26 protein-coding genes and 1 pseudogene are annotated in these 25,503 nt (G+C 59.4%); 12 read left to right on the forward strand and 15 right to left on the reverse strand.

The genetic code is table 11. The features are described from left to right. The first annotated feature begins 278 nt into the window (after positions 1 to 278). Both yhcN (L085_RS02045) and yhcN (L085_RS02050) read left to right on the forward strand, forming a co-directional pair. Positions 279 to 542 carry a peroxide/acid stress response protein YhcN gene (yhcN, locus tag L085_RS02045; protein ID WP_004933574.1) on the forward strand — a complete coding sequence of 88 codons (264 nt, stop codon included), beginning with the start codon at positions 279 to 281 and terminating at the stop codon, positions 540 to 542. Between the two features lie 120 nt (positions 543 to 662). Continuing rightward, positions 663 to 926: a peroxide/acid stress response protein YhcN gene (gene yhcN / locus L085_RS02050; protein WP_004933578.1), complete on the forward strand. Its 264-nt coding sequence runs from the start codon at positions 663 to 665 to the stop codon at positions 924 to 926. Between the two features lie 197 nt (positions 927 to 1,123). Here yhcN (L085_RS02050) and mpl read toward each other — a convergent pair whose 3' ends face one another. Then, positions 1,124 to 2,503 (reverse strand): UDP-N-acetylmuramate:L-alanyl-gamma-D-glutamyl-meso-diaminopimelate ligase, encoded by a 1,380-nt coding sequence (mpl, locus tag L085_RS02055; RefSeq protein WP_044029874.1) that lies wholly within the window; start codon positions 2,501 to 2,503, stop codon positions 1,124 to 1,126. Between the two features lie 169 nt (positions 2,504 to 2,672). On the opposite strand from mpl, the gene fbp reads away from it, so the two are divergent. Further along, complete coding sequence (gene fbp, locus L085_RS02060) at positions 2,673 to 3,677, forward strand: class 1 fructose-bisphosphatase (protein WP_004933587.1); 1,005 nt, start codon at positions 2,673 to 2,675, stop codon at positions 3,675 to 3,677. 45 nt (positions 3,678 to 3,722) lie between these two features. Here fbp and L085_RS02065 read toward each other — a convergent pair whose 3' ends face one another. Next, positions 3,723 to 5,276: a methyl-accepting chemotaxis protein gene (locus L085_RS02065; RefSeq protein ID WP_021504930.1), complete on the reverse strand. Its 1,554-nt coding sequence runs from the start codon at positions 5,274 to 5,276 to the stop codon at positions 3,723 to 3,725. A 260-nt stretch (positions 5,277 to 5,536) separates the two neighbouring features. Here L085_RS02065 and ppa point away from each other — a divergent pair, with 260 nt between their 5' ends. Beyond that, a complete protein-coding gene (ppa, locus tag L085_RS02070) occupies positions 5,537 to 6,067 on the forward strand; it encodes an inorganic diphosphatase (protein ID WP_004933594.1) in 531 nt (176 codons plus the stop codon). A 52-nt stretch (positions 6,068 to 6,119) separates the two neighbouring features. Here ppa and L085_RS02075 read toward each other — a convergent pair whose 3' ends face one another. From L085_RS02075 to L085_RS02085, 3 genes are read right to left on the reverse strand one after another with little or no spacing between them, the layout of a single operon-like run. Next, positions 6,120 to 6,467, reverse strand: coding sequence for a gamma-glutamylcyclotransferase (locus L085_RS02075; protein WP_004933596.1), 348 nt, complete (start codon positions 6,465 to 6,467; stop codon positions 6,120 to 6,122). 2 nt (positions 6,468 to 6,469) lie between these two features. Then, positions 6,470 to 10,288, reverse strand: coding sequence for a translocation/assembly module TamB domain-containing protein (locus tag L085_RS02080; RefSeq protein WP_044029877.1), 3,819 nt, complete (start codon positions 10,286 to 10,288; stop codon positions 6,470 to 6,472). Then, positions 10,285 to 12,021: an autotransporter assembly complex family protein gene (locus tag L085_RS02085; RefSeq protein ID WP_028127570.1), complete on the reverse strand. Its 1,737-nt coding sequence runs from the start codon at positions 12,019 to 12,021 to the stop codon at positions 10,285 to 10,287. The genes L085_RS02080 and L085_RS02085 overlap by 4 nt, the downstream gene beginning before the upstream one ends. Positions 12,022 to 12,310: 289 nt before the next feature. Here L085_RS02085 and msrA point away from each other — a divergent pair, with 289 nt between their 5' ends. Next, positions 12,311 to 12,949 (forward strand): peptide-methionine (S)-S-oxide reductase MsrA, encoded by a 639-nt coding sequence (gene msrA / locus L085_RS02090; RefSeq protein WP_144240713.1) that lies wholly within the window; start codon positions 12,311 to 12,313, stop codon positions 12,947 to 12,949. A gap of 180 nt (positions 12,950 to 13,129) precedes the next feature. Further along, on the forward strand, positions 13,130 to 14,461 hold the full coding sequence (locus L085_RS02095) for a hemolysin family protein (protein WP_004933603.1): 1,332 nt from the start codon (positions 13,130 to 13,132) through the stop codon (positions 14,459 to 14,461). Between the two features lie 70 nt (positions 14,462 to 14,531). Here the strand turns inward: L085_RS02095 and L085_RS02100 are convergent, their stop codons facing one another. Further along, entirely contained in the window at positions 14,532 to 14,738 is a 207-nt protein-coding gene (locus tag L085_RS02100; RefSeq protein WP_004933604.1) for a DUF1107 domain-containing protein, read from the reverse strand. Between the two features lie 330 nt (positions 14,739 to 15,068). On the opposite strand from L085_RS02100, the gene L085_RS02105 reads away from it, so the two are divergent. Then, on the forward strand, positions 15,069 to 15,626 hold the full coding sequence (locus L085_RS02105) for a YtfJ family protein (RefSeq protein WP_025159587.1): 558 nt from the start codon (positions 15,069 to 15,071) through the stop codon (positions 15,624 to 15,626). 1 nt (position 15,627) lies between these two features. On the opposite strand, the gene cysQ is transcribed toward L085_RS02105, so the two are convergent. Beyond that, on the reverse strand, positions 15,628 to 16,368 hold the full coding sequence (gene cysQ / locus L085_RS02110; protein WP_031300142.1) for a 3'(2'),5'-bisphosphate nucleotidase CysQ: 741 nt from the start codon (positions 16,366 to 16,368) through the stop codon (positions 15,628 to 15,630). A 255-nt stretch (positions 16,369 to 16,623) separates the two neighbouring features. On the opposite strand from cysQ, the gene L085_RS02115 reads away from it, so the two are divergent. Next, positions 16,624 to 18,576: a bifunctional 2',3'-cyclic-nucleotide 2'-phosphodiesterase/3'-nucleotidase gene (locus L085_RS02115; protein ID WP_044029881.1), complete on the forward strand. Its 1,953-nt coding sequence runs from the start codon at positions 16,624 to 16,626 to the stop codon at positions 18,574 to 18,576. Between the two features lie 98 nt (positions 18,577 to 18,674). On the opposite strand, the gene fklB is transcribed toward L085_RS02115, so the two are convergent. Continuing rightward, positions 18,675 to 19,295, reverse strand: coding sequence for an FKBP-type peptidyl-prolyl cis-trans isomerase (fklB, locus tag L085_RS02120; RefSeq protein ID WP_004933618.1), 621 nt, complete (start codon positions 19,293 to 19,295; stop codon positions 18,675 to 18,677). Positions 19,296 to 19,562: 267 nt separating this feature from the next. Here fklB and L085_RS02125 point away from each other — a divergent pair, with 267 nt between their 5' ends. Continuing rightward, entirely contained in the window at positions 19,563 to 20,237 is a 675-nt protein-coding gene (locus L085_RS02125; protein WP_016929348.1) for a LysM-like peptidoglycan-binding domain-containing protein, read from the forward strand. Positions 20,238 to 20,240: 3 nt separating this feature from the next. Here L085_RS02125 and L085_RS02130 read toward each other — a convergent pair whose 3' ends face one another. The 5 genes from L085_RS02130 to rpsF form a co-directional block, all read right to left on the reverse strand. Then, positions 20,241 to 20,594 carry a DUF488 family protein gene (locus L085_RS02130; RefSeq protein WP_015376398.1) on the reverse strand — a complete coding sequence of 118 codons (354 nt, stop codon included), beginning with the start codon at positions 20,592 to 20,594 and terminating at the stop codon, positions 20,241 to 20,243. Positions 20,595 to 20,704: 110 nt separating this feature from the next. Further along, complete coding sequence (gene rplI / locus L085_RS02135; protein ID WP_004933629.1) at positions 20,705 to 21,157, reverse strand: 50S ribosomal protein L9; 453 nt, start codon at positions 21,155 to 21,157, stop codon at positions 20,705 to 20,707. 39 nt (positions 21,158 to 21,196) lie between these two features. Next, entirely contained in the window at positions 21,197 to 21,424 is a 228-nt protein-coding gene (rpsR, locus tag L085_RS02140) for a 30S ribosomal protein S18 (protein ID WP_000135199.1), read from the reverse strand. Positions 21,425 to 21,428: 4 nt separating this feature from the next. After that, positions 21,429 to 21,746, reverse strand: coding sequence for a primosomal replication protein N (gene priB, locus L085_RS24285; RefSeq protein ID WP_004933632.1), 318 nt, complete (start codon positions 21,744 to 21,746; stop codon positions 21,429 to 21,431). Positions 21,747 to 21,754: 8 nt separating this feature from the next. Beyond that, on the reverse strand, positions 21,755 to 22,153 hold the full coding sequence (gene rpsF / locus L085_RS02145) for a 30S ribosomal protein S6 (protein ID WP_004933634.1): 399 nt from the start codon (positions 22,151 to 22,153) through the stop codon (positions 21,755 to 21,757). Positions 22,154 to 22,606: 453 nt separating this feature from the next. Here rpsF and L085_RS02150 point away from each other — a divergent pair, with 453 nt between their 5' ends. After that, the gene (locus L085_RS02150) at positions 22,607 to 22,873 is read left to right on the forward strand and encodes a DUF1471 domain-containing protein (protein ID WP_004933636.1); all 267 of its coding nucleotides are present in this window, start codon (positions 22,607 to 22,609) and stop codon (positions 22,871 to 22,873) included. A 597-nt stretch (positions 22,874 to 23,470) separates the two neighbouring features. Here L085_RS02150 and yjfP read toward each other — a convergent pair. Beyond that, a pseudogene (gene yjfP / locus L085_RS25925) lies at positions 23,471 to 24,208 on the reverse strand (esterase); the annotation flags it as partial. A gap of 127 nt (positions 24,209 to 24,335) precedes the next feature. Here yjfP and bsmA point away from each other — a divergent pair. Both bsmA and L085_RS02165 read left to right on the forward strand, forming a co-directional pair. Beyond that, positions 24,336 to 24,644, forward strand: coding sequence for a biofilm peroxide resistance protein BsmA (gene bsmA / locus L085_RS02160; RefSeq protein WP_004933642.1), 309 nt, complete (start codon positions 24,336 to 24,338; stop codon positions 24,642 to 24,644). Positions 24,645 to 24,766: 122 nt separating this feature from the next. Further along, positions 24,767 to 25,042, forward strand: coding sequence for a DUF1471 domain-containing protein (locus L085_RS02165; protein WP_028127568.1), 276 nt, complete (start codon positions 24,767 to 24,769; stop codon positions 25,040 to 25,042). Here L085_RS02165 and L085_RS02170 read toward each other — a convergent pair. Beyond that, on the reverse strand, positions 25,039 to 25,437 hold the full coding sequence (locus tag L085_RS02170; protein ID WP_016929354.1) for a DUF350 domain-containing protein: 399 nt from the start codon (positions 25,435 to 25,437) through the stop codon (positions 25,039 to 25,041). The two genes, L085_RS02165 and L085_RS02170, sit on opposite strands and share 4 nt — an antisense overlap. Positions 25,438 to 25,503 lie beyond the last annotated feature (66 nt).

Below are 25,503 nucleotides of genomic sequence, written 5' to 3' on the forward strand. Positions count from 1 at the left end.
ATGACATCTCCATGTAACCAGCAGTACCCACTGTGATCTTCCGCACTTTTGGTCAAAATCACTTACCTTATTGAAATTACATAAATTTAACATCAAAAGATCGTTTTATGAGCGTTTTTTATTCCTTACGGTTATAAAAAATAAGGATCATGAGGTTAAAGTTTCACTAGCAACTGTTAGCGAACTATTAATTTTTCGCGTTACTAGCTGTATACTCATTTTCGTGAACTGAATCACAGTTCGTTGGAACTGATAAAAGAATACGATGAGGTGAGATGATGAAAATTAAAGCTACCGTTGCAACCCTGAGCGTTCTGTCCATGCTTTCCTTTGGTGCATTCGCAGCACAATCTGTTGATGCAACCCAGGCCGCAAAACTGCAGCCCGCCGGTGTGATCACCGTGAGCGGCGTCGCCGCTGCGCCTTCCGACATTCGCCAGGCACTGTCCGACAAAGCCGACGCCAAAGGGGCGACCGCTTACCGCGTGATCGAAGCGCGCAACGACGGCAACTTCCACGCGACCGCTGAAATCTACAAATAAGTAACGGCATTACCCGGCAACGGGCAATACATCTCTGGAATCAAACGCTGTCATAACGGCCTTCAAGAATAAAAATCGCTGCCAAGCCCTTCCAGGCTGTTATGACCAAGGATCGCTATCATGAACATGAAAACTACTGTTGCTGCACTCGGTTTGCTGTCCGTCATCTCCTTCGGTGCGTCTGCCGCCCAGTTGGTGACTAACGATCAGACCGCCAATCTGCAATCTATCGGCACCATTACCGTCAGCGGCATCGACGGCGCGCCGACCGACATTCGCCAGGCGTTGTCGGAGAAAGCCGACGCGAAAGGCGCGACCGCCTACCGCGTGATCGAAGCCCGTAACGAAGGCAACTACCACGCCACCGCCGAGATTTACAAATAACAACTCTGGGAACGGCTTTGCAGAGCTGATTACCCTCGTCACTGCCACTGCCGAGTTCTGACGCAAACGCCGATTTCCCAGAGACCCTCTCGTCGTCCTATCCGACGAACCCCGTTGCCCTCGCTCGCGAGGGCTTTTTTATGGGCGTAAAAAAGGCCGCGAATGCGGCCCTTAGGTTGGCTTATGCGGCTAAGCGATCAGTAGGTCACCTTCGGTTCCTGCTTTTTCGCCAGCGCGTCCAACAGGCGATCGTGAATGCCGCCGAAACCGCCGTTGCTCATCACCAGAATGTGGTCGCCCGGCTGTGCGGTTTTCACCACCATCTCCACCAGCGTGTCGAGATCCGCGCTCCAATGCGCCGGCTGCACGCAGGCATCCGCCACTTCCGCGACCTGCCACGGAATGTGGTGCGGCTGGAACAGGAACACTTCGTCGGCACGGCCGAGCGAAGGCGCCAGATCGTTTTTGCTGATGCCCATTTTCATGGTGTTGGATCGCGGTTCCAGCACCGCCAGAATGCGCGCCGTACCGCCGACCTTGCCGCGCAGCGCGGCCAGAGTGGCCAGGATCGCCGTCGGGTGGTGCGCGAAATCGTCGTAAACCGTGACGCCGTTGGCTTCGCCACGCAGCTCCAGACGGCGGCGGGCGTTGATGAAATCGCCCAACGCGCGGCAGGCGTCCGCCGGCTGCACGCCGACGTGACGGGTCGCGGCGATAGCCATCAGGCCGTTATGCATGTTGTGCTCGCCCACCAGCGCCCACTTCACTTCGCCGACCTGCTCACCGTCGAGGAACACCGCGTAATGGCTGGCGTCCGGCGTCAGCTTCTGCGCGCGCCAGGCGCCCTCTTCGCCCACCAGCTCCTGCTCGCTCCAGCAGCCCATCGCCATCACCTGCTTCAGGTGGCTGTCGTTGTCCGGCAGGATGATCTTGCCTTTGCCCGGCACCAGACGCACCAGGTGGTGGAATTGTTTCTGAATGGCTTTCAGATCGTCGAAGATATCGGCGTGGTCGAACTCCAGGTTGTTCATGATCAGCGTGCGCGGGCTGTAGTGCACGAACTTGGAGCGCTTGTCGAAGAACGCGCAGTCATACTCGTCGGCCTCGATCACGAAGAACGGGCTGCCGCCGAGGCGAGCCGAGACGTCGAAGTTGCCCGGCACGCCGCCGATGACGAAGCCCGGCTGGTAGCCGCAGGCTTCGAGGATCCAGGTCGCCATGCCGGCGGTGGTGGTTTTGCCGTGGGTGCCGGCGACCGCCAGTACCCAGCGATCGCGCAACACGGCGTCGTGCAGCCACTGCGGGCCGGAAACGTAAGGGATACCGCGCTCCAGCACCGCCTCCACGCACGGGTTGCCGCGCGTCATGGCGTTGCCGATGATCACCAGATCCGGCGCCGGATCCAGCTGGGCGGGATCATAACCCTGAATCAGATCGATCCCCTGGTTCTCCAGCAGCGTGCTCATCGGCGGATAGACGTTGGCGTCCGAACCGGTGACGTCATGCCCCAGTGAGCGCGCCAGCATCGCCAGCCCGCCCATAAAGGTGCCACAGATCCCAAGAATGTGAATGCGCATAGGTTTCTCATGTGAGTGCATCGAATGTCGGCATATTCTAACGCTCAGAATCGTCCAGAAGAAATGGATTTGCCTATGAATGGCGCGCATCTTTGGGCTACACTGCACGCGAAAACGTTGGCGGTTTGTTAACAGGCCGCTATCCATCCGTAGATTCAGGGATTGTGTCATGAAAACGTTAGGCGAATTTATCGTCGAGAAACAGCACGACTTCTCTCACGCCACCGGCGAGCTGACCGCGTTACTTTCTGCAATTAAACTGGGCGCCAAAATCATCCACCGCGACATCAACAAGGCCGGCCTGGTTGATATTCTGGGGACCAGCGGGGTGTCCAACGTACAGGGCGAAGTTCAGATGAAACTGGACCTGTACGCGAACGAAAAACTGAAAGCGGCGTTGAAAGCGCGTGGTGAAGTTGCGGGTATCGCTTCCGAAGAAGAAGATGAAATCGTGATATTCGACGGCGAGCGAGCTGAAAATGCCAAGTATGTCGTATTGATGGATCCGTTGGACGGTTCGTCCAACATCGATGTCAACGTCTCGGTCGGTACGATTTTCTCTATCTATCGTCGCATCACGCCGGTCGGCACGCCGGTGACCGAAGAAGACTTCCTGCAGCCGGGCAGCGCCCAGGTCGCAGCGGGTTACGTGGTTTACGGCTCGTCCACCATGCTGGTGTACACCACCGGTTACGGCGTCCACGCCTTCACGTACGATCCGTCTCTGGGCGTGTTCTGTCTCTCTCACGAGAAAGTGCGCTTCCCGGCGAGCGGCAACATGTATTCCATCAACGAAGGCAACTACATCAAGTTCCCTCTCGGCGTGAAGAAATACATCAAGTACTGCCAGGAGCAGGACGAAGCGACGCAGCGCCCTTATACCTCGCGCTACATCGGTTCTCTGGTGGCGGATTTCCACCGCAACCTGCTGAAAGGCGGCATCTACATCTACCCAAGCACCGCCAGCCACCCGCAAGGCAAGCTGCGCCTGCTGTACGAATGCAACCCGATGGCGTTCCTGGCCGAACAGGCCGGCGGTAAGGCCAGCGACGGCAAAAATCGCATTCTGGACATCACGCCGGTGAAACTGCACCAGCGCGCGCCATTCTTCGTCGGCACTAAGTCGATGGTAGAAGACGCAGAACGCTTCATCGCCGAAAACCCGGACGAGTAACGCGTTACTGGCAAGGGTTCGGCGCCGCGCCGAACCCTTATCGCCTTACAGCTTGAACGCCGCCATGCTCTGCGCCAGCAGCTGAGCCTGATCTTCCAGCGAGCGCGTCGCCGCCGCCGACTCTTCCACCAGCGCCGCATTCTGCTGCGCCACCTGATCCATCTGCGCCACCGCCAGGTTCACCTGTTCGATACCGCTGCTTTGTTCGCGCGTCGCCGCCGAGATCTCACGCATCAACGCCGTCACCCGGCCCACTTCACCGGTGATACCGCTCATGGTCTGCGCCGCCGACTCCACCATCTGCTCGCCTTCCTGCACCCGGTTCTGCGACGCTTCGATCAACCCTTTGATCTCTTTCGCCGACTGGGCGCTACGCTGCGCCAAATTGCGTACTTCGCCGGCCACCACCGCGAAACCGCGGCCCTGTTCACCGGCGCGCGCCGCTTCCACCGCCGCGTTCAGCGCCAGGATATTGGTCTGGAAGGCGATGCCGTCCATCACGCTGATGATATCGGCGATGCGGCGTGAACTGTCGGTGATCGCCTGCATCTTGCTCATGACCTGACTGACCACGTCGCTGCCCTGGTTGGCGATATCGGACACACTCAGCGCCAGCTGATTGGCCTGCTCGCAGTTCTCGGCGTTCATTTTCACCGTCGAGGTCAGCTGTTCCATGCTGGCGGCAGTCTCTTCCAGCGAAGCGGCCGATTCTTCGGTGCGCTGCGCCAGATGCAGGTTACCGGCCGCCAGTTCGCGTGAACCGGTGTCGATCTGGCTGCTGGCGTCACGCACTTTGCTGACCGAATTGGCCAGCGCCCGCTGCATGCGCTGCATCGCCCGCACCAGGCGGCCCATTTCGGTATCGCCCTCGCCGCGGATCTCATGGGTCAGATCGCCGCCGGCGATGTATTCCAGCTGCGCGATGGACTCATCCAGCGGACGCAAAATGATCACCCGCAACGCAAACCAGGCCAGCACCGCCAGCAGCACGCTGAGCAGGCCCGCCACCACGATCAGCGAGATCTTGGTGCTGGCGTTGCTTTCCGCGTCATACACCTGCTTCTCGCCGAGCTTCATGGCGAAGCTGCGGAAATCGCTGAGATCCTTTTCAAACGCGATGCTCAACGCAGAGATACGGGTCTCCTGAATATGGTAGTACTCATCGATCTTGCCGGCCTTGATGGCGGCGGCCATCGGCTTCACGCCCTGCTCCAGATAGGCGCGATAGCTGTTTTGCAGGCGGTTGGAGAGTTCGCGGCCGCGCTCGGTCACGGTGCCGACGCCGACAAAGCGCGCCATTTCCTTGTTCGACTGCTCGAGGTAGCCGTAGATGCGGCCGACGGTGGCGTCGGAGACATCAGTTTGGCCGATCTCCCGTTGGCGCACCGCCAGCGAAGCGGCGGTTCGGGCGCGCAGCGTCAGGTTGGAGCTGTTGGCCAGCGAGCCCAGCTCTTCGCCGAGGATCTGGTTCAAGGTATGGATCGAGCGCGATCCTTCGTTAATCGCGTTGACGCCAATAACGCTGACCATGATCAGCAGCATGGTCATCAGGCTCAGCAGGGCGATCAGCCCAGCCTTCACCGTAATCTTTTTTAGCATGAGTTCTTCCCGGCTTCAGAATAGTGAGATCAGACGTAGTAGGGGTGGCAAAACGCGGAGCCAGCTTTGCTGGCTCATTATTGTTTGTTGAAGTTATCGGCAGGCGGAGGCAAAACTTCATGCCGCGGCGGGATTAATCTGGAAATTCTCCGCGCGCAGAGACACTGGGTTTTCGACGATGAAAAGGGCAGGAAATCGCAAAAGAGTCCGCTATAATAGCCGCCACTCCATTTCTGGTTTGATGATTAAAGGAAACCGACATGAGCTTGAATCTGGTCCCAGCTGGCAAAGACCTGCCGGAAGACATCTACGTAGTAATCGAAATCCCGGCCAACGCCGATCCAATCAAATACGAAATCGACAAAGAAACCGGCGCGCTGTTCGTTGACCGTTTCATGTCCACCGCGATGTTCTACCCATGCAACTACGGCTACATCAACCACACTCTGTCTCTGGATGGTGATCCGGTTGACGTGCTGGTCCCAACCCCATATCCGCTGCAGCCGGGCTCCGTGATCCGCTGCCGTCCGGTTGGCGTGCTGAAAATGACCGACGAAGCCGGTGAAGACGCCAAGCTGGTTGCGGTACCGCACAGCAAGCTGACCAAAGAGTATGATCACGTGAAAGACGTGAACGACCTGCCGGAACTGCTGAAAGCCCAGATCGCTCACTTCTTCGAGCACTACAAAGATCTGGAAAAAGGCAAATGGGTGAAAGTGGAAGGCTGGGCAGACGCTGCCGCAGCTAAAGCGGAAATCATCGCCTCCTTCGAACGCGCCGCCAAGAAGTAATTTTCGCCGCCGTCCGATGAAAAAACACCGCTCATTGAGCGGTGTTTTTTTATTACTGATCTTCGAGGCGTTTCAGCCAGTCACCGCTGGTAATTCGCGGGTAACCGTCCACGCTGTGTTTATACAGGTAGATCCACGCACTCCCATAAGGCGTCTGAATCAGCTCGCGCTTATAGTCCTTGGTGTTGCTTTTCAGTTCGTCCAGCTCTGCCAGAATCGATGAGTTAATACGATACACTTCGCAATGTATCGTGCCCTCTCCAGGGATCGCCGCCGGGTAATGGCCCAGATTATAAATCTGATAGCCTTCGAGCTCGTGCTCGCCGAGCCATTGGGCGTTGGTCATCCAATGGCTGTTTCCCTGTTTGCGCCGTAAACTGCCGTAGACAATTATTCGCATCGCTAAAACTCAAACTGATAGAGCAAATCTAATGCCTGGTCGAGACCAGACACCGCTTCAAGATACAACTTAGGCATCAGGCGATAACGCAACGTCAGCGTGGCCAGCGAGTCGAAAATGCCCACCCCATATTTTACTTGTAAGCCTGGGAGGACATAGCCGCTCACGACAACCTGGGAATTGTCGCCAACCCCTTGAGTGTCCAGAGCCAAATTACTCACGCCGAATGCCTCGCCGATTTTACCCACAAGTTGACCACTTTGTGCAACCCCCATGCCGATTAACATCGACGTCATGGCGTTGCCGTCGGCGCCGGAACTGCTTAAGCCCTGACCGCGCAGCAGATAAGACAGGGCTTCCTGTTGCGATTTGGCCGGATCGGAGAACACTTCCAGCTTCGGCGCATCCGCCAGGCCGGTCACGCGCACGCCGGCGGTCACGTCGTCCTCGGTGGATTCCGGGTTGCGGATCGCCTCGATATTGAGCAGCGGCTGATCCGGCGGGCCGGAGAACATCAGCTGCCCTTTACGCACGATCAAATCCTGACCATAAGCATGGAAGCGACCGGAAGGGATGTCAATCTGGCCATTGAGGCCCAACCCTTTCTTGTCCTGCACCACTTTCAAATCGCCCTTCAGGCGGGCTTTCAGGCCGAAGGCGTCCAGCCGTACGTCGTTGCCGACGTGGATCATCAGGTTGCTGTTGATCGGGATCGAGGCGGTCTTCGGTTGAATCGGCTTCAGCTGATCGTCCAGCATCACCTCGTCGGAAGAGACGCCCACCGCGCTTTCCGGCAGTTCCTGCACCGTGATGCGCGCCCAAGGGATGTCGACCTTGCCGTTGAGCGAGAACAGCTGCGGCGTGGCTTCGAACACCAGATCCGGCGACACGTCGATGCGGATCATCGGCGGCACCGTCACCCGCAGCTTGTCGCCCTTGGCGGCGATGCGCGCGCGCCAGGCGTTGATGTCACGCCAGTCGGCATCGCCCGCCAGATTCAGCTGGCCGCGCGTGGTGCTGAGCAGCCCTTCCAGCGTCGAGGTCATGCCGTTGAAATTCACCGCCAGCCGCGCGTCGGTCATATCGAACGGCATCCAGTGCCCCTGCACCTTCGCCCGATCCAACGCCAGACGGCCGAACACCAGCGGCTTCTGCGCGCTGCCGCCCAGACGCAGGTTGGCGTTCAGCATGCCCGCCGCGCTTTCGCCCTTCATCAGCGCCGGGTTAATCAGCGCCAACGAAATGTTGGTGATATTGACGTTGCCGCTGATGGTGCGCCGCACCTGCGGATCCGCCACCTGGATATTGCCGTCGAACTGGCCGTTGTTGGTCAGTTTGATCCGCCAGTCGGCCTGCGCGCGGCCGTTGTTCAGGCCGGCGTTGAGGGTCAGCGTATCGAAGGCGATCGGCAGCGCGTTGCCCTGCACCTGCTGCACCACCTTGACGCCGTTGCCGGCCAACGTGACCTTCGCCTCTGGCAGCGCGCCGCCCGGTTTCCAGCTGACGTCGGCCCGGCCGGTGAACACGCCGCTCAGGGCGGTCTCCGGGCCGAGGAACGGCTTGATCATCGCCAGATCGAAGCGGTTGAGCACCACGCTGGCCTGGCCGCTCTGGCCGGCTTCGATGGTCTTCGGCACGCACAGCTCGGCGTTCGGGTTCTGCCAGCAGTGCGGCCCGACGCTGATCTTCTGCGCGGTGTTCAGGTAGTCCAGCGCAATGGCGCGCGTCAGGCGCCACTCCCCCACCGGCGTATCGAAGCGGGTATTGTTCAGATTGCCGCGCCAGCGCTGCTGCTGACGATCGAAGCTGCCCTGCAGCGCCAGCTGGCCGGAGACCGGTTTGCCGTCGATCTTCAACTGCAGCTGATGCTGCTTCTCGCTGCCTTTGGCGTCGAGGGTCAGCAGGCTGACCTCCAGCGCGTCCTGCTTCAGCTGCTCGACGCGTACCGCCAGCTGCCCCTGGATCTGATCCGTGGAGCGCACGTCGCCGTCGATCTTCACGCGGTTGATGCGCAGCGCCTGCCACTGCAAACCGGAGGCGGTCAAATCCGCCAGCAGCTGAGGCGCCTGCAGATTGCCGCGCAGCTTCAGCAGCCCTTTGGCGGTGCCGCCGAGGCCCGGCAGCGCGCCGTCCAGACGCGGCGCGTCGATATTGGCGTCCAGGTTCCAGTTCTTCTCGTCCAGCTGTCCTTTGACGTTCAGCTGGTTGCGCCCCAGCGTCAGATCGATGCCGGGGATTTTCCACTGCCCGGCGGCGTTGCCGCTCAGCGTGCCGCGCGCCGTGACCTTGTTCTGCTTCACGTTGCCGTCCAGCTGCAGCACCGGCACCTGCAGCTGCCAGCTGCCGCCGTGCAGGCTGCCGCGCGTGGTGATCTTGCCGTCGAGTTTCGCCGGCCATTCCGGCCACTGCTTGGCGGTATTGATGCCGCTCAGCGTCAATTGCGAGGTCCAGCTGATGGCCTTGCTCCAGTCCACCAGCGCGGTGAGATCGGTATTGCCCTGCAGCGCCGCCAGCCGCAGGCGCTCCAGCTTGAACTGCTCGACGTTGCCTTTGCCGTCCAGCGTCAGCACCGCCGGCGGCAGATCCTGGCCTTTCAGATTGGCGCGCGTCGACAGCGCATAGTCGGTCGCCTTGCCGTTAAAGCGCAGGCGGAAATCGTTAACCTGGTACTGTGCCTCGCCGCTCAGCGGCCATTTCAGCTGTTTGCTCTGCAGCGTCAGCGCCAGCGGCAGGCCGGCTTCGGCCAGCCGGGTTTGCACATCGAGCTGGGCGCCGACCGGGCCGGACAGGTTCAGCGCCACCTTCAGCTCATCACGCAACCCGCCGCCGATGTTCAGCTTCACCTTCTCGCCCTTCAACGGGTCGATGTTCAACGCGCTGTTGGCGGTCAGGGCCACCGGCCAGTCGCCGGTCAGGGTCGCCTGCCCCTGCACCGACAGCGTGCCCTGCGGCGACTTCACGTCGAAGTTGTCCAGCTGGATATGCTGATCCTGCGTGCTGGCCTGCAGCAACAGGCTTGTGATCAGCACGTCGGTATCGCCGGTCAAGCGCAGCTGTTCGCCGCTGATCTCTTTCACGGTGATATCCAGCGGCAGGCGGATGTCCGGCAGATCCGGCAACAGCGGTTTGGCGAACAGTTCCTTCAGCGTTTCGCCGAGCGGCTTCTCCTCCGGCTGCGGCGCCAGTTTCGCCGCGTCGGTAACCTGCTCACCGACCTTTTTCGCCACCTCGACCGCCGGTTGCACCGCTTCCGGCAACGGATTTTGCGGCGTTTTCGGCAAGGCGATCAGCAACGAGCCGATCTTGGTCGGCATCAGCGTCAGCGCGCGCTCTTGCCACTGCGCGCCGGTGCGGAACTCGGCCAGAGAAATGGCGGTGTCGTCGACGGTGACCTTGACGTTATTCAGCGCCAACAGGCGCAGGGTGATCGGATAAGGGGTGCTGAGATTGGTGGTCGGTTCACTGCTCTCCTCCACCGGCGCGGAGGGCGCCATCTCTTTGGTGTTCACCGCCACGTCCACGTCCTGAGCGGTCAAGGCGTTGACGCACAGCGAGCTGCGTTTAAAGCAGGAGAGATCGAGGGAGAGATGGAACTGCCCGGCGTTGACCGTCACGCCCGGCATCTGATACTTCACGCCCTTCAGCGTCAGATCGCGCCAGCCGCCGCTGACGCCGGCGATCTCCAGCCCCGGCACCCAGCGCGCCGCGCCGTTGATGACCATATGCAAACCGGTGGTGGTCCCCACCAGGAAGGCCAGGCCGCCGATCAGCAACAGCAGAATGACCAGAAATCCGAGGCAAATCTTTTTAACCAGGCTCATAGTTCAGGCCCCAAACCGATGTAGAACTGCATCCCGTGGGTGTCCTTGTCCCCCACGGGCGCGGCGATATCCAGCTTCACCGGCCCCACCGGCGACTGCCAGCGCACGCCTACGCCGGCGCCGGTCTTGAAGTTGCTCTGCTTGATATCGTTCACCGCTTCACCGGAATCGACGAACATCGCCCCCCACCATTTGCCGGTCACGTTGTATTGATACTCCAGCGAGCCGGTCAGCATCTTGGAGGCGCCGGTCAGCTTGCCGTCGTCGCCGCGCGGCGAAATGTCTTTGTACTTGTAGCCGCGAATGCTGCGGTCACCGCCGGCGAAGAAGCGCAGATCCGGCGGCACCTTGTCGAAGTCGTTGGTTTCGATCCAGCCCACCTGCCCGCGCGCTACAAAGCGATGCTTGTCGGCCAGGGTGCGGATCCAGACGTTCTGCGCCTGCATCAGCGCGAAGTCCACGCCGGAGCCCCAGGAAGTGTCGGACACGTCGATGGAATAGCGTTGGCTGTCGCCCCAGGTCGGCATCAGCCCGCCGCGCGAACGGGTGCGGTTGAAGCTGACGCCGGGGTACAGCAGCATGGTGGTGTTGCTGACGTTGCCCTGGGTAAAGTTATCCCAGCGCCAGGTCAGGTTGATCGCCCGCTGCCAGCCGCTGGAGAGATCCCAGTTGCGCGAGGCCACCACTTTGGAGGTCACGGATTTGGTGTCGTTAAGATCGACGTTCTTGAGCCCGCCCTGCAGCAGGTAATACTGCTCCAGCGGGTTCTTGAGCAGTGGGATCTTGTAAGTCAGATCCAGCTGCTGCTCCGGCGCCGACACGCTGGCGCTGGTTTCCAGGCTATGCCCGCGATCGTTGAGCCAGGGCTTTTTCCAGGTGCCTTTCACCCGCGGGCCGACGTCGGTGGAATAACCGATACCGGTTTCGACGGTGTTGCGCGTGCGCGGCGTCACCAGCGCGTCCAACGGCAAAATCTTGTTCTCTTTGGCATCGTTGAAATCAGGGGACACCACCACCGAGTTGAACCAGTTGGTGGCGGACAAACGGCGGTTCAGCTCGGCCAAATCCTCCGAACTGTAGTAATCCCCCTGATGAAAGGGCACCAGATTTTGCAGATAGTCTTCGCGGATTTGCGAACCGGTGAATTTCACCTTGCCAAAGCGGTAACGTTCGCCGCTGTTGAAATCGATATCCCAAAATGCCTTGTGCAGATCTTCGGCCACGCCGAGCTGGCTTTTGGTCATGTCGGCGTCGAAGTAGCCTTTGCGCAGCGCCAGGCCGGTCAGCGAGCCTTTGAAACTGTCATACTTGCCGTGGTTGAGGATCTCGCCGATGGTCGGCCGTCCCTTCTTTACCAGCGTCAGGTAGTCCTCATCGGTCTTTGCGCCGCCTTCCAGCACGATGTTGGCGCCGGCGATGCGCACCGGCTCGCCCGGATTGACCTTGGCATGCAGCACCGGGCGCGACATCCCCGGCCGATCGTCCAGCGTAAACTCGATGGTCGGCTGGTAATAGCCGAGCGCGCGCAGCCCCTGGCGCACCGCCTCGTCCACCCGTGCGCGGAAGCGGCCGTCGGTGCCGACCTCTTCAGGCGTGATCGACGACAGCCGCACCCGGACGTTTTTTTCCAACTCTCCGCTTAACCCCTCCACCTGCAGCCGCACGTTCGCCGCATAGGCTGCAGGTGCCGCAAGCAACACAGATATCAAGCACATGACCGGGTACTTTGGCACGTGTTCTCCTTATTGATTTTACTGTCCTGTTATGGTGTTCGCTCCGGGGCCAGGGCAGACTCCGCGCTATCATGACGGCAGCCCTCTTCAACCTTCTTCCGGACGCCGCCCGCCGCGCTTTGCCACCGCCGCGCAACAGGCGAATTCTTCACTTTTGGCGCTCAAAATACTGCGTTAAGCTTATACAAAATCCCACTTGCCGCTTATTGTGGGCAAAGACGCGGTGAGATACAACCGAACCGCCGCCATGTAGGGTCAATTCTTACTGTGACAACAGGAGTCAACCGTGGTGCCATTTTTTGATAAATCACAAACCGTCGATAAGGCAAGCGCGCTGCCTGGCCGCACCACGCCAATGCCTGTCGCAACGCTCAACGTCGTCACCGAACACTCGATGACTCAGGTGCCGGCCGGCATGGAAGTGGCGATCTTCGCCATGGGCTGTTTCTGGGGCGTTGAGCGTCTGTTCTGGCAACAGCCGGGCGTCTACAGCACCGCCGCCGGCTACAGCGGCGGCTACACGCCGAACCCGACCTACCGCGAAGTGTGCAGCGGCCAGACCGGCCACGCCGAAGTGGTGCGCGTGGTGTTCGATCCGCAGGTCGTCAGCTACAAGCAGCTGCTGCAGGTGTTCTGGGAAAATCACGATCCGGCGCAGGGTATGCGCCAGGGCGGCGACGTCGGCACGCAGTACCGCTCGGCGATTTACACGCTGAACCCAGAGCAGCAGGCCGAGGCGGAAAGCAGCCTGCAACGCTTCCAGCAGGCGATGGATGCGGCGGGCGATAAGCGCGCCATCACCACCGAGATCGCACCGGCGCTGCCGTTCTACTATGCGGAAGACGATCACCAGCAGTACCTGTTCAAAAACCCGGAAGGCTACTGCGGGCTGGGCGGCATCGGCGTTTGCCTGCCGCCGCAGGGCTGATTTGATGCCGGCCGGCGGCACTTTTTTAACCGCTGGCGGCCCCTGTGGGGCAACTGCTATACTATGCGGGCCGCTTCTGCGGCCCGATAGCTTCCCTTCTGGTTGTTATCGCTGCTTTTTTTACTATGTACTACCCTTCCTCAAGAGCGCCGGCATCCCGTCGGCACGTATGGATAGATTATGTTAAACAGTATTTTACTGATTCTTTTTCTGATCGCGGTGAGTGCGTTCTTCTCACTGTCGGAAATCTCTCTGGCCGCCTCGCGCAAGATCAAACTGAAGCTGATGGCTGACGAAGGTAACGTCAACGCCGCCAGAGTGCTCAAGCTGCAAGAAACCCCTGGCATCTTTTTCACCGTGGTGCAGATCGGCCTGAACGCCGTGGCCATCCTCGGCGGTATCGTCGGCGACGCGGCTTTCTCGCCCACTTTCAAGGTGTTGTTCGATCGTTTCCTGTCGCCCGAATTGGCGGAACAGGTCAGTTTCATCTGCTCTTTCGTGCTGGTGACCAGCCTGTTTATCCTGTTCGCCGATTTGACCCCGAAGCGCATCGGTATGATTGCACCAGAGACGGTCGCCGTCCGGATCATCAACCCGATGCGTTTCTCCATCATGATCTTCCGCCCGCTGGTGTGGTTCTTCAACGGCATGGCCAACCTGATCTTCCGCATGTTCAAGCTGCCGATGGTGCGTAAAGACGACATCACCTCCGATGACATCTATGCGGTGGTGGAAGCCGGCGCCCTGGCGGGCGTGCTGCGCAAGCAGGAGCACGAGCTGATTGAAAACGTGTTCGAACTGGAATCGCGCACCGTGCCGTCTTCGATGACCTCGCGCGAAAGCGTGGTGTACTTCGATCTGCGCGAAAGCGAAGAGAGCATCAAGGAGAAGGTCTCGACTCACCCGCACTCCAAGTTCCTGGTGTGCGACGGCCATATCGATCAGGTGGTCGGCTACGTCGATTCCAAAGACCTGCTGAACCGCGTGCTGGGCAACCAAAGCCTGGTGCTGAGCAGTGGCGTGCAGATCCGCTCGGCGCTGATCGTGCCGGACACGCTGACGCTGTCCGAAGCGCTGGAAAGCTTCAAAACCGCCGGCGAAGACTTCGCGGTGATCCTCAATGAATATGCGTTGGTGGTGGGCATCATCACCCTTAACGACGTGATGACCACGCTGATGGGCGATCTGGTCGGCCAGGGCCAGGAAGAGCAGATCGTGGCGCGCGACGAAAGCTCATGGCTGATTGAAGGCGGCACGCCGATCGACGACGTGATGCGCGTGCTGGATATCGACGAGTTCCCGCAGGCGGGCAACTACGAGACCATCGGCGGCTTTATGATGTATATGCTGCGCAAGATCCCGAAACGCACCGACTTCGTCAAATACGCCGGCTACAAGTTCGAAGTGGTGGATATCGACAGCTACAAGATAGACCAGCTGCTGGTCACCCGGCTGAGCGACAAGCCGGCGGCGGTGCTGCCGAAAGCGCCGGACGACACGCCTGCGGCCTGACGACGCGAAGGACAAAAACATCAGCGGCCCCATCGGGGCCGCATTTTTTTTACCGCTGTCAGCGAGGTGCTCACCCCATCTCGGTCTGCAACAGCAGCACCTGACGGTTCACTTCAGACATCACGCTGAAATGGCGCTTGTCGCGAATCTTCGGCGGCAGGATTTTCCCCTCGTCGAATTCAAATGCGCCCACGTCCTTGATATACAGCCTTCCGCGAAACAGGGTCTTAACGTACTTTGCCACTTTCAAAGGGTTATAACGCTGGAAGATTCTCATTCTTTTACGCTCCTCCCGTTGATCCATGCGCTCAGCGAGCCGCCAAAGGTGGCAGCCTCGAAATTCAGAACGCAACTTGATTGCATGTAGTAGACCCAGTAAAGACCAGAACGTTCACTTCTGCCCGAATATCTACGCTGGATTTACACTTTTTGACAGAATTGTATATGATAATTTATAACGTTTTCAGGATATCCCTTCAAAATCTGATGATTAGCGAACCAAGGGAAAATCTGCGATCCGGTTAACAGGACAGACCTCTTATCACATCCTATGCTTTAGGCTGTCGAAGTGCTGTCGCACAAATTCCCCCCATTACAAGGAGAAAGCATGAAAACAAGTCGCATGCTGATGGTATCCCTGCTGCTCGCCCCGCTTTTCGCTTCCGCGCACAACTTCCAGCTCCAGCAGCGCGTGGCGCCGGTCGGCGTCAGCGACAAAGGAGAGCTCAATTACGCTGACGGTAATTTTAGCTACCAGAACTGGAACAGCGCGCAGCTCAGTGGAAAAGTGCGAGTGATACAACATATTGCCGGCCGCAGCTCCGCCAAAGACATGAACGACCCACTGATTGAAGCGATCAAGAAGGCGAAGCTACCACACGATCGTTACCAAACGACGACAATCGTCAACACCGACGATGCCCTGATGGGCACCGCGATGTTCGTGCGCAGCAGTATTGAAGACAGCAAGAAGGAGTTCCCATGGTCGCAGTTTATCGTCGACAGCGACGGCAACGTTCGCAAAGCCTGGGATCTGCAGCCGAAAGGATCCGCCATCGTGGTGCTGGATAAGCAAGGGCGCATCCAGTTCGCCAAAGACGGCGCGCTGACGCCGGAAGAGGTGCAGCAGGTGATGTCCAAGCTGCACCAGCTGTTGGCGAACTAATTCAGAACAGCGACACCCGGAAGCCGGGGTTGAGGAAAGATTCACGCGGGGTATAGAGCAATGGCTTACCCTGCCAATCGTGAATTTGCGCCCCGGCGGCCACCGCCACCGCATGCCCTGCGGCGGTATCCCAAATGTTGGTCGGCCCGAAGCGCGGATAGAGCTGCGCCTTGCCTTCCGCCACCAGACAGAACTTCAGCGAGGAACCGACTGACACGGTCTGGTGCTCGCCCAACTGCTGCAAATAATCTTTCAGTTCGTCATCGATATGCGAGCGGCTCACCACCACCAGCGGCGGATGCGCGTTGCTGACGCCGATCGCCTGCCGCACGCCCTTCTCTTCTTTCCAGGCCTTACCGCGCTCCGCCAGATACAACACGTCGATCGCCGGGGCATACACCACCCCCATCACCGCCTGCCCATCTTCAATCAGGGCGATATTGACCGTGAACTCGCCATTGCGATGTAAAAACTCTTTGGTGCCGTCCAACGGATCGACCAGCCAGTAGCGCGTCCAGCCGCGGCGCTCTTCCCACGCCGGCGGATCCTCTTCCGACAGCAGCGGCACCTCCGGCGTCAGCGCCGCCAGGCCGCGCTTGATGATATGGTGCGCCGCCAGATCGGCCGCCGTCACCGGTGAATCATCTTTTTTCTGTGCGACATCAAGCGGTTGTTCACCATCGTACACCGCCATGATCGCCGCCCCCGCCTCGCGGGACAGTTGGCAAATTCGCTCTAACATCATGCACCTCAACTCCGCATCTCCGTGGGAAATTTCCCCCTGTCTCTGCTAGCAGACTAGTTTTTTTTACGCCGAATATCCATCTCAACCGCCTAAGCCTCGGGAATTCCTCATTTCTTGTTGGGCACAACTGTGAACTTCCCCGCGTTACCCGCCGCCATTTTCTGCCACACTTCACAGTTTACTGTGGCAAGCAATGTTAATTACATTTCCCTCTGCGATAACACTCGAATAATGGAATGGAGAGAATCCCAAATGATGAAGCATCCACTGACGCTGTCCGCGCTTGCGCTGCTGGTGTGCGCCTCCGCGCAAGCGGCCACCATCGATCTGCGCGTGCTGGAAACCACCGATCTGCACAGCAACATGATGGACTTCGATTACTACAAGGACACGCCGACCGACAAGTTCGGCCTGGTGCGCACCGCCAGCCTGATCCAACAGGCGCGCCAGCAGGCCGCCAACGCGGTGTTGGTGGACAACGGTGACATCATTCAGGGCAGCCCGCTCGGCGACTACATGGCGGCCAAGGGGCTGAAACCGGGCGACGTGCACCCGGTCTATAAGGCGATGAACACGCTGGACTACGTCGTCGGCAACATCGGCAACCATGAGTTCAACTATGGGCTGGACTACCTGAAGAACGCTATCGCGGGCGCCAAATTCCCGTATATCAACGCCAACGTCATCGACGCCAAAACGCAAAAACCGCTGTTCACGCCGTACATCATCGTCGATACGCCGGTGAAAGATCGCGACGGCAAGGCGCATACGCTGCGCATCGGCTACATCGGCTTCGTGCCGCCACAGATCCTGGTGTGGGACAAAGCCAACCTGCAGGGCAAAGTGACGGTGGACGACATCACCGCCACCGCCAAGCGCTACGTGCCGCAGATGCGTAAAGAGGGCGCCGATCTGGTGGTGGCGATCCCGCATTCCGGGCTGTCCAGCGAGCCTTACAAGGCGATGGCGGAAAACTCGGTCTATTACCTCAGCCAGGTGCCGGGCATCGACGCCATCATGTTCGGCCACGCCCATGCGGTGTTCCCGAGCAAGGACTTTGCCAACATCAAAGGCGCGGATATCGACAAAGGCCTGCTGAACGGCGTGCCGGCGGTGATGCCGGGCCAATGGGGCGATCATCTCGGCGTGGTCGACCTGCAGCTCAACAACGATGGCGGCAGCTGGAAAGTGACCGCCGCCAACGCGGAAGCACGGCCGATCTACGACAAAGAGAACAAGAAATCGCTGGCGGCGGAAGACGCCGCGCTGGTGAAAGTGTTGGCGGACGATCACAAGGGCACGCGCGAGTTCGTCAGCCAGCCGATCGGTAAATCCGACGGCAACATGTACAGCTACCTGGCGCTGGTGCAGGACGATCCGACGGTGCAGATCGTCAACAATGCGCAGAAAGCCTACGTCGAACATTACATCCAGGGCGATCCGGACCTGGCCGATCTGCCGGTGCTGTCGGCGGCGGCCCCGTTCAAGGTCGGCGGCCGCAAGAACGATCCCGCCAGCTTCGTCGAAGTGGAAAAAGGCCAGCTCACCTTCCGCAACGCCGCCGATCTCTATCTCTACCCCAATACGTTGGTGGTGGTGAAGGCGAGCGGCAAAGAGGTGAAAGAGTGGCTGGAGTGCTCCGCCGGTCAGTTCAACCAGATCGACGTCAACAGCGCCAAGCCGCAGGGCTTGATCAACTGGGACGGCTTCCGCACCTATAACTTCGACGTGATCGACGGCGTCAACTACCAGATCGACGTCAGCCAGCCGGCGCGCTACGACGGCGAATGCCAACTGATCAACGACAAGGCGGAGCGTATCAAGCAGCTGACCTTCAACGGCAAGCCGATCGATCCGAACGCCACCTTCCTGGTCGCCACCAACAACTACCGCGCCTACGGCGGCAAATTTGCCGGCACCGGCGACAAACATATCGCCTTCGCTTCGCCGGATGAAAACCGCTCGGTGCTGGCGGCCTACATCAGCGCCGAAACCCAGCGGCATGGCGCGGTGCGCCCGCAGGCGGACAACAACTGGCGTTTGGCGAACTTCAGCAGCCAGCAGCCGCTGGATATCCGCTTCGAGACCTCGCCTTCGGACAAAGCGACAAGGTTTATCAAAGAGCACGCCCAATATCCGATGAGCGCCGCAGGCAGCGACAGCATCGGCTTCGCGGTTTATCGCATCGATTTAAGCGGTAAGTAACACGGTTTATGGCCGGCGCGCCCGGCCATTCATCGCCCGTCTGCGCGGCGCATAAAATAAGGGCGCCACGAGGGCGCCCAGAACAATCCTCGGTGGGATTACAGGATTTCCAGCAGCTCGACGTCGAACACCAGCGCGCTGAACGGCGGGATGGACGCGCCTGCGCCACGCTCGCCGTAGGCCAGGTTGTGCGGGATATACAGCTGCCATTTGGAGCCGACCGGCATCAGGGTCAGCGCTTCGATCCAGCCTGGGATCACGCCGCTGACCGGGAATTCCGCCGGCTGGCCGCGTTCAACCGAGCTGTCGAACACGTCGCCGTTGATCAGACGGCCGGTGTAGTGCACGCGCACGCGATCCTGACGGGACGGAATTGGGCCGTTGCCCTGCTCCAGTACGGAGAACTGCAGGCCAGACTCGGTCAGCGTCACGTCATCGCGCTTGGCGTTGTCGTCCAGGAATTTCTGGCCTTCAACCGCCATCGCCTGCTGGCGCTCGCGGCGCACCGCATCCGCACGCTCGTGGATTTCACGCAGCGCACGGTGCACCACGTCTACCGGAACCGCCGGGGCATTCCCTTCCAGCGCGTCACGCAAACCCGCCAGCAAAGCTTCCGGTTGCAAACCTTCCAGCCCGGACTCTTGCAGCTGCTGGCCGACCTGTAAACCAATCCCGTAACTTGCTTGCGCTTCAACGCTGTCAAAAGAAGGGGTTGTCATGGGGTTTTCCTTAAGTCTGTAAAAAGTCGAAAGCGCAGCATAACAGCGCGTCAATGCCGGGTAAAATCTTGTGTGGAGAATGATGACTTTTGTCGTAGAAAAAGAAACAATAACCTTCTGTTAACGCCCGCAGCCGCAAACCCCGGCTCTGCCGCTCAGCCGCCTTTCACTTCAATCAGTTAGCGGACTATACTGAAAGCAGGATATCGGGCAGGCGACGCGTTTGCCGCGCCGCACTGATTATTACGCCGTCGAAGAGAGGTCACCATGGGCAGAATCGCGCCCAGGAGAAGGAAAACCACCCGCATCTACCAGCCGCTGCTGCGCACCTGGCTGAACATCAGCCAGCGCCTGAAACCAGGCGCCGCACCCACGGCTGAAGGCGCGGAACCGCCATCGGAGCCGCCGTCGGCCAACGACAAAATGCAGCGGGTCAAAGCGCTGCTGATTAAAGTCTGGCATCTGCCGGACGGTTTCCATTGGATGGAACCGCTGCCCTACTTTCATCGCCGCTGGGTGCTGATCTTCGGCATCATTCTGCTGCTGGCGTTGCTGTGGCCCTATTCGCCCGAAAGACAGCCGTTCCCGGTCTCTCAGCAGGAAACCAGCGTGCCGCTGCAGGCCGAGCTGCAAAACGGCGGTAGCGCCGCCACGCCTGCCAACGAACCGACGCCGGCGGGCAACTGGCAGCGTTATCAGATCCAGCCCGGCCAGACCCTGGCCCAACTGTTTCGCGACAACAATCTGCCGGTGAATGAAGTGTTCGCCATGGCACAGGTGGAAGGCGGCGACAAGCCGCTGAGCAACATGAAAGCCGGCCAGGAAGTGCGCATCGAACGCGACGCCAACGGTGTGATTAGCGCGCTGTCGGTCACCACGGCAGACAACAGCCAGGCGCTGTTCCGCCGCCAGGCCGACGGCAGCTACCGCCGGGAACGCTAATCTCTACAGCTGCGCCAGCAGAAACTCGCGCAGCACCACGCCCTGATTGTGCTCGGTATCTTTGCTGCCATACAGCAACGTCAGCGTTTGCCCCTGCCGTAACAGCGCCACCAGCGGCTGCCAGGCGTCGTTGGCCGCCAGCTGTTGGCGATAGCGCGTCTCAAAGGCTTCCCACTGGTCGGTATGCTGATGGAACCACTTGCGCAGCTCGTCATCCGGCGCCACCTGTTTCAACCACTGCACGCCCGTCAACCGCTCTTTGCTGATGCCGCGCGGCCATAGCCGGTCTATCAGATAACAGTGTTCCGGCGCCGGCGCGCTGAAATCGTAAACCCGCTGTAGCGTAATCGTTGCCATCGCACGCTCTCCTTTTCATCCCGTCTTCAAGCGTAGCGCGTTTTGCCGGACGCAGAAAAGCAAAACGCCAGCGCGAGGCTGGCGTTTTAACCGGTTAACAGCAGCGTAAATTACGCTTCTGCAACCACAACTACATTCAGCTGTGCGAACACGTCGCTGTGTACCTGGAAGTGCACTTCGTGCTCGCCAGTGGTACGCAGAACGCCGTTCGGCAGACGAACTTCGCTCTTGGCAACTTCAACGCCTGCCGCAGTCACTGCGTCAGCGATGTCGCGGGTGCCGATAGAGCCGAACAGTTTACCTTCGTCGCCAGATTTGGAAGCGATGGTGACTGAACCCAGTTCGTTGATCTTGGTTGCGCGAGCTTCAGCAGCAGCCAGAACGTCAGCCAGTTTGGCTTCCAGTTCAGCACGGCGTGCTTCGAAGAACTCAACGTTTTTCTTGGTAGCAGGAACAGCTTTGCCCTGTGGTACCAGGAAGTTACGAGCGTAGCCCGCTTTAACGTTAACTTGATCACCCAGGCTGCCCAGGTTTGCTACTTTATCAAGCAGAATAACTTGCATTACCTTATCCTCTCAAAGTCGTTAATGGACAGTGGCCGATTACTGATGACGATCAGTGTACGGCAACAAAGACAGGTAGCGCGCGCGCTTGATAGCACGGGCCAGCTGGCGCTGATATTTTGCACGAGTACCGGTGATACGGCTCGGTACAATTTTACCACTTTCGGTGATGTAGTTTTTCAGCGTAGCGATGTCTTTATAGTCAATCTCTTGAACGCCTTCCGCGGTGAAACGGCAGAACTTGCGACGACGGAAATAACGTGCCATTTGGCTAGTCTCCAGAATCTATCAATTCAATCTGCTCGGCATGCAGAACCAATTTGCTCAACCCGTTGCGCCCTTGATGGCAGCTTACAAAGCCTTGCACGGTAATCTGACTGCCGACCGTTAATCTTTGAGTTAGTGCTTGTGACTGTTGTCCGCTGACAACCACGGGCATTCGGCACCATGCTTGTCTGCTGAATCCGGCTTCCGTCTGCTGCGAACGGTGCTCTAGCACAAATTGGCAGTGCGGTATCCCGGAAGGACTCACTTTTCGAACCGGCGCCTTGCACACAGTGCCCGACAAAACCAGACGATTAGCCGTCACGGCGGCAATTACTCTTCAGAATCCCCAGCATCTGCATCATCTGCGGTTTCGTTAGCGAAGTCTTCGCGGCGATCGCCACGACGTTCGTCTTTCGCTTTAACCATCGGAGATGCTTCGGTTACCGCGTGCTTAACGCGCATAACCATGCTGCGGATAACGGCGTCGTTGAAGCGGAAGTTAGTTTCCAGCTCATCGATCGCTTCCTGCGGCGCTTCAACGTTCAGCAGAACGTAGTGAGCTTTGTGCAGTTTGTTGATCGGATAAGCCAGCTGACGGCGGCCCCAGTCTTCCAGACGGTGAATCTGACCTTGCGCGTTAGTGATGGTAGCACTGTAACGCTCGATCATGCCCGGAACCTGTTCGCTTTGGTCAGGATGGACCATAAAAACGATTTCGTAATGACGCATCGAATTGCTCCTTACGGATTATTCAGCCTCCTGTCAGGGTCAACCGCGGCCCATGGAAGCAAGGAACGTGTTTAGTGTGCGGCTGAAAAATGACGCGTAATCATACTGACGCAGGGCGGGAAACTCAAGGACTGCGTGGGTTTTATTCGCGTTAATGCGAGGCGCTATGGGAAATAGCACGATTTGCTCGTGAGTGAACCTATGTACGCCGATCCATCAGTTTCAAAAATCTTTCAATGAAATCAGCGTTGAGTCACAAATCTATTTCACTTTTTTTGAAAGACGCCTTCAAAACACCCCGCTTTTTAATCGCCGGCAACGGACTAAAATTAACCATATCCGCCGCAGACAGCGCGACGAAAAAGATCCCAGGTTATTCAATGCAGATAAATGACTTTTTGCCGCAGCGACACTCGCTGTCAGGCCGTAACGGCAAAAAGTAAGAGAGGCACTATGAAACGCATTATTCTCGCGACGGCGCTGGCCGCCCTGTTCTCCGCCAATGTGATGGCCGCGACGGAGATCACCTCGCACCAGGCCGATCAACGCCAAAGCGTCGGCTTCGTCACCCTGAACCAGAATGTGGTTTCGCCGGACGACGCCAGCAGCCAGGTCAGTAAAATCGCCGACCAACGCGGCGCAAGCTCTTATCGCATCATCGCCCTGCACGAACCGGGCGACAACAGCACGATGCACGTCAGCGCCGAGCTGTACCGCTAAAGAGACGCACCACGCCAGGGAAATCCCAGGGCTTCATCAGAAAGCCCGTTCAGTCCGCACCGGAGCGCCGCCCGTTGGGCGCTCCGCTTCCCCCGCCAATCAGAGCTTGAGCAACGCCGGCGCATTGAGCGCCTTGCCCGGATTGTGCAACTGCAACGCCATCCGCAGATAGTGGGTGCGCATTTGCAGCAGATCGGCACTTTCCGCCAGGGTCGCCCGCTGTTCGAACGAGAGTGCTCCCGGCGCCGCAGTGTGAGTGGCCGCCGCTTTCGGCGCGAAAGAGAACAGTGCCGTCATGTTTTGCACCGTATGCGCGGTAATGCGCGACAGCGGATGCACCTTGCCGTCGGCTGCCTCCAGCATCTCGCTGAAGGCCGCTGAGTTAAGCTCGGCGCGCGCTTTCATCGTTCCCATCAAACTGCGATCGGCGTCGGCCGTCTTGCTGATACCCTTTATCATGCCCTGCTCCTTGCTGCCCCAGAAAGAATTCACGCTGACATTCTCCCCTTCATTCGGCCAAACGATGGCCGAAACAGCAGGCACAGAGCGCTGCAATTCCATGCATCGTGCCCGGCGGCGCATCACAGCTCGCGGCGGAAAAAAGTCGGCCGTGGCGGACAGCGCCAACGGCGTGATGCGGTGCTTCACCCCCGGCTCGACGAGCGACGTCAAACGGCCATCCGCGCCTTGCCGCCGCAGTTCGGCCGCCAAACGCAGGCTGTCCGCCGCCGGCACCACGTCGTCCGTCTCGCCGTGCCACAGCAACAACGGCCGCCCGGAGATCTGCGCCAAACGCCCTTCCAGCTCATATTCCGCCAGCACGGCGGTGCGCGCGGCAAACGCCGCCGGCGAGAGCACCTCGCCCTCTTCGCCCAACGGCGGATACAGCGTTTGCGCCAGTGAACGGTAATAGCCGGAGCCCATCAGACTGGCGGCCGCCCGGATCCACGGGAAGCGCGCGAAGGCGCCAAGCGCGGTCATGCCGCCCATTGAGGCGCCGGCAACGCCGATGCGTCCGTCGGCAATCAGGCCAAGCTGCTCAAAATGTGCCTTGATCTGCGGCAGCTCGTCGATATTGCTGCGCAGGATCTCCCAGAACGCCGCCAGGCGCCGCGTCTCATCGCCGTCGAACCGCTCGCCGTGCCGATCGGCATCCGGCAGCACCGCCCGAAAACCGGCGCGCGCCAGCGCATAGGCGAAGTAGGCGTAAACCTCTTTCGACGAGGTATAACCATGGCAGAAGAACACCGTCGGCAACGGCCGATGATACTGCCCCGCCGGCACCGCATGGATCACCGCAATATCGCCCGCCCGCTCGTCATGAATTTCGATCATCCGTTCATCCTCAACTCACCTGTTGGCATTCATCATGACAAACTTGCGCCAGCCAGCGTTAGCTCAATCTGTTCCAGCTTATATTGCGTTACACTGAAGCCATCGCACCGGCTCTCTCGAGGTTCCCATGACGTTTGTCCGCACACTCATCGCCCTGACGCTGGCCGCACAGCTTTCCGCCTGCGGCATCATGACCACCACGCCGAAACCGCCGCCGCCGCCCACCACGCAGGCGCAGGAGATCGTTCGCGCGCAGACCGCCGAGCTGGTGAAAATCGGCACCGTCACCGCCGTGGTGCGCGGCAGCCCGATGGACGTGGAAGCGGAGATCCAGCGCAAGGCCACCGCCGCCGGCGCCCGTTATTATGTGATCATCATGAACAGCGAAACCGTCGTGCCGGGCCAATGGTATTCCCAGGCGATCCTGTATCGCTAAGGCGGGGATTTTTTAAGCAGATTTACACTGGCTTTGCACAGGCTGAAGCAGGGTGTTGCACACTGAGGGACAGCATGCCGCATGTTGCGGGTGCGATTCAGGATCTGACGAAGGGGAACGCCATGAAACGCTCCACCGCACTCACCTCCCTCTTGCTTTCCATGGGGTTGCTCAGCACCGGCGCACAGTCCGCCGAGCTGGCGCCCGCCGATCGCGTGACGCCGCTCAGTGAAATCGCCGAGATCACCTTCAGCGATCTGCCCGGCTCGCCGCAGGAAGCGGAACTGGCCATCGCCCGCACCGCCGACCAACACGGCGCCAGCTATTACCGCATCCTGCGGATGGAAGAGCAGGCGCACCCGCTTGGCTGGCGCGCCTCGGCCATCTTATACCTTTAGTAGCTCATGCAAGCCGCATTCAACACGCCGCCGCTAACGGAGACGCCCCCCAGGAAAATCCCGGCGGCCAGGTGATTCGCTTCGATCTTTTCGCTGATGCGCGGCATGTAGATCTTCACGGCCGCGAACAGCAGCAGTTGCACCACCAGCGCCACTACGCCCCACAGCAGGTAATCCAGCAGGCTGATCGAGTTGATCGCCGCGCTGGCCAGCGGGATCACATACCCCAGGCAAGCGCCGATAAAGGCAAAGGCGGCGGATTGATTATCGGCCTTGATCAACGCCCATTCGTCATGCGGGGTGATGCGGGTATAGACGAACAGAAACACCAAAATCATGGCGAAGCCGCTGAAGAAGTAAGAGGCGAACGCCGCCAACGCGCTGAGAATATCCATGTGCATTTTCCTGTCAGAGTGAGGCTGAATTAAAAAGGTTTTCGCCGCCGCGCGCCACCCTTTTCC

The organism is Serratia sp. FS14 (assembly GCF_000695995.1).
Taxonomy (GTDB): domain Bacteria; phylum Pseudomonadota; class Gammaproteobacteria; order Enterobacterales; family Enterobacteriaceae; genus Serratia; species Serratia nematodiphila.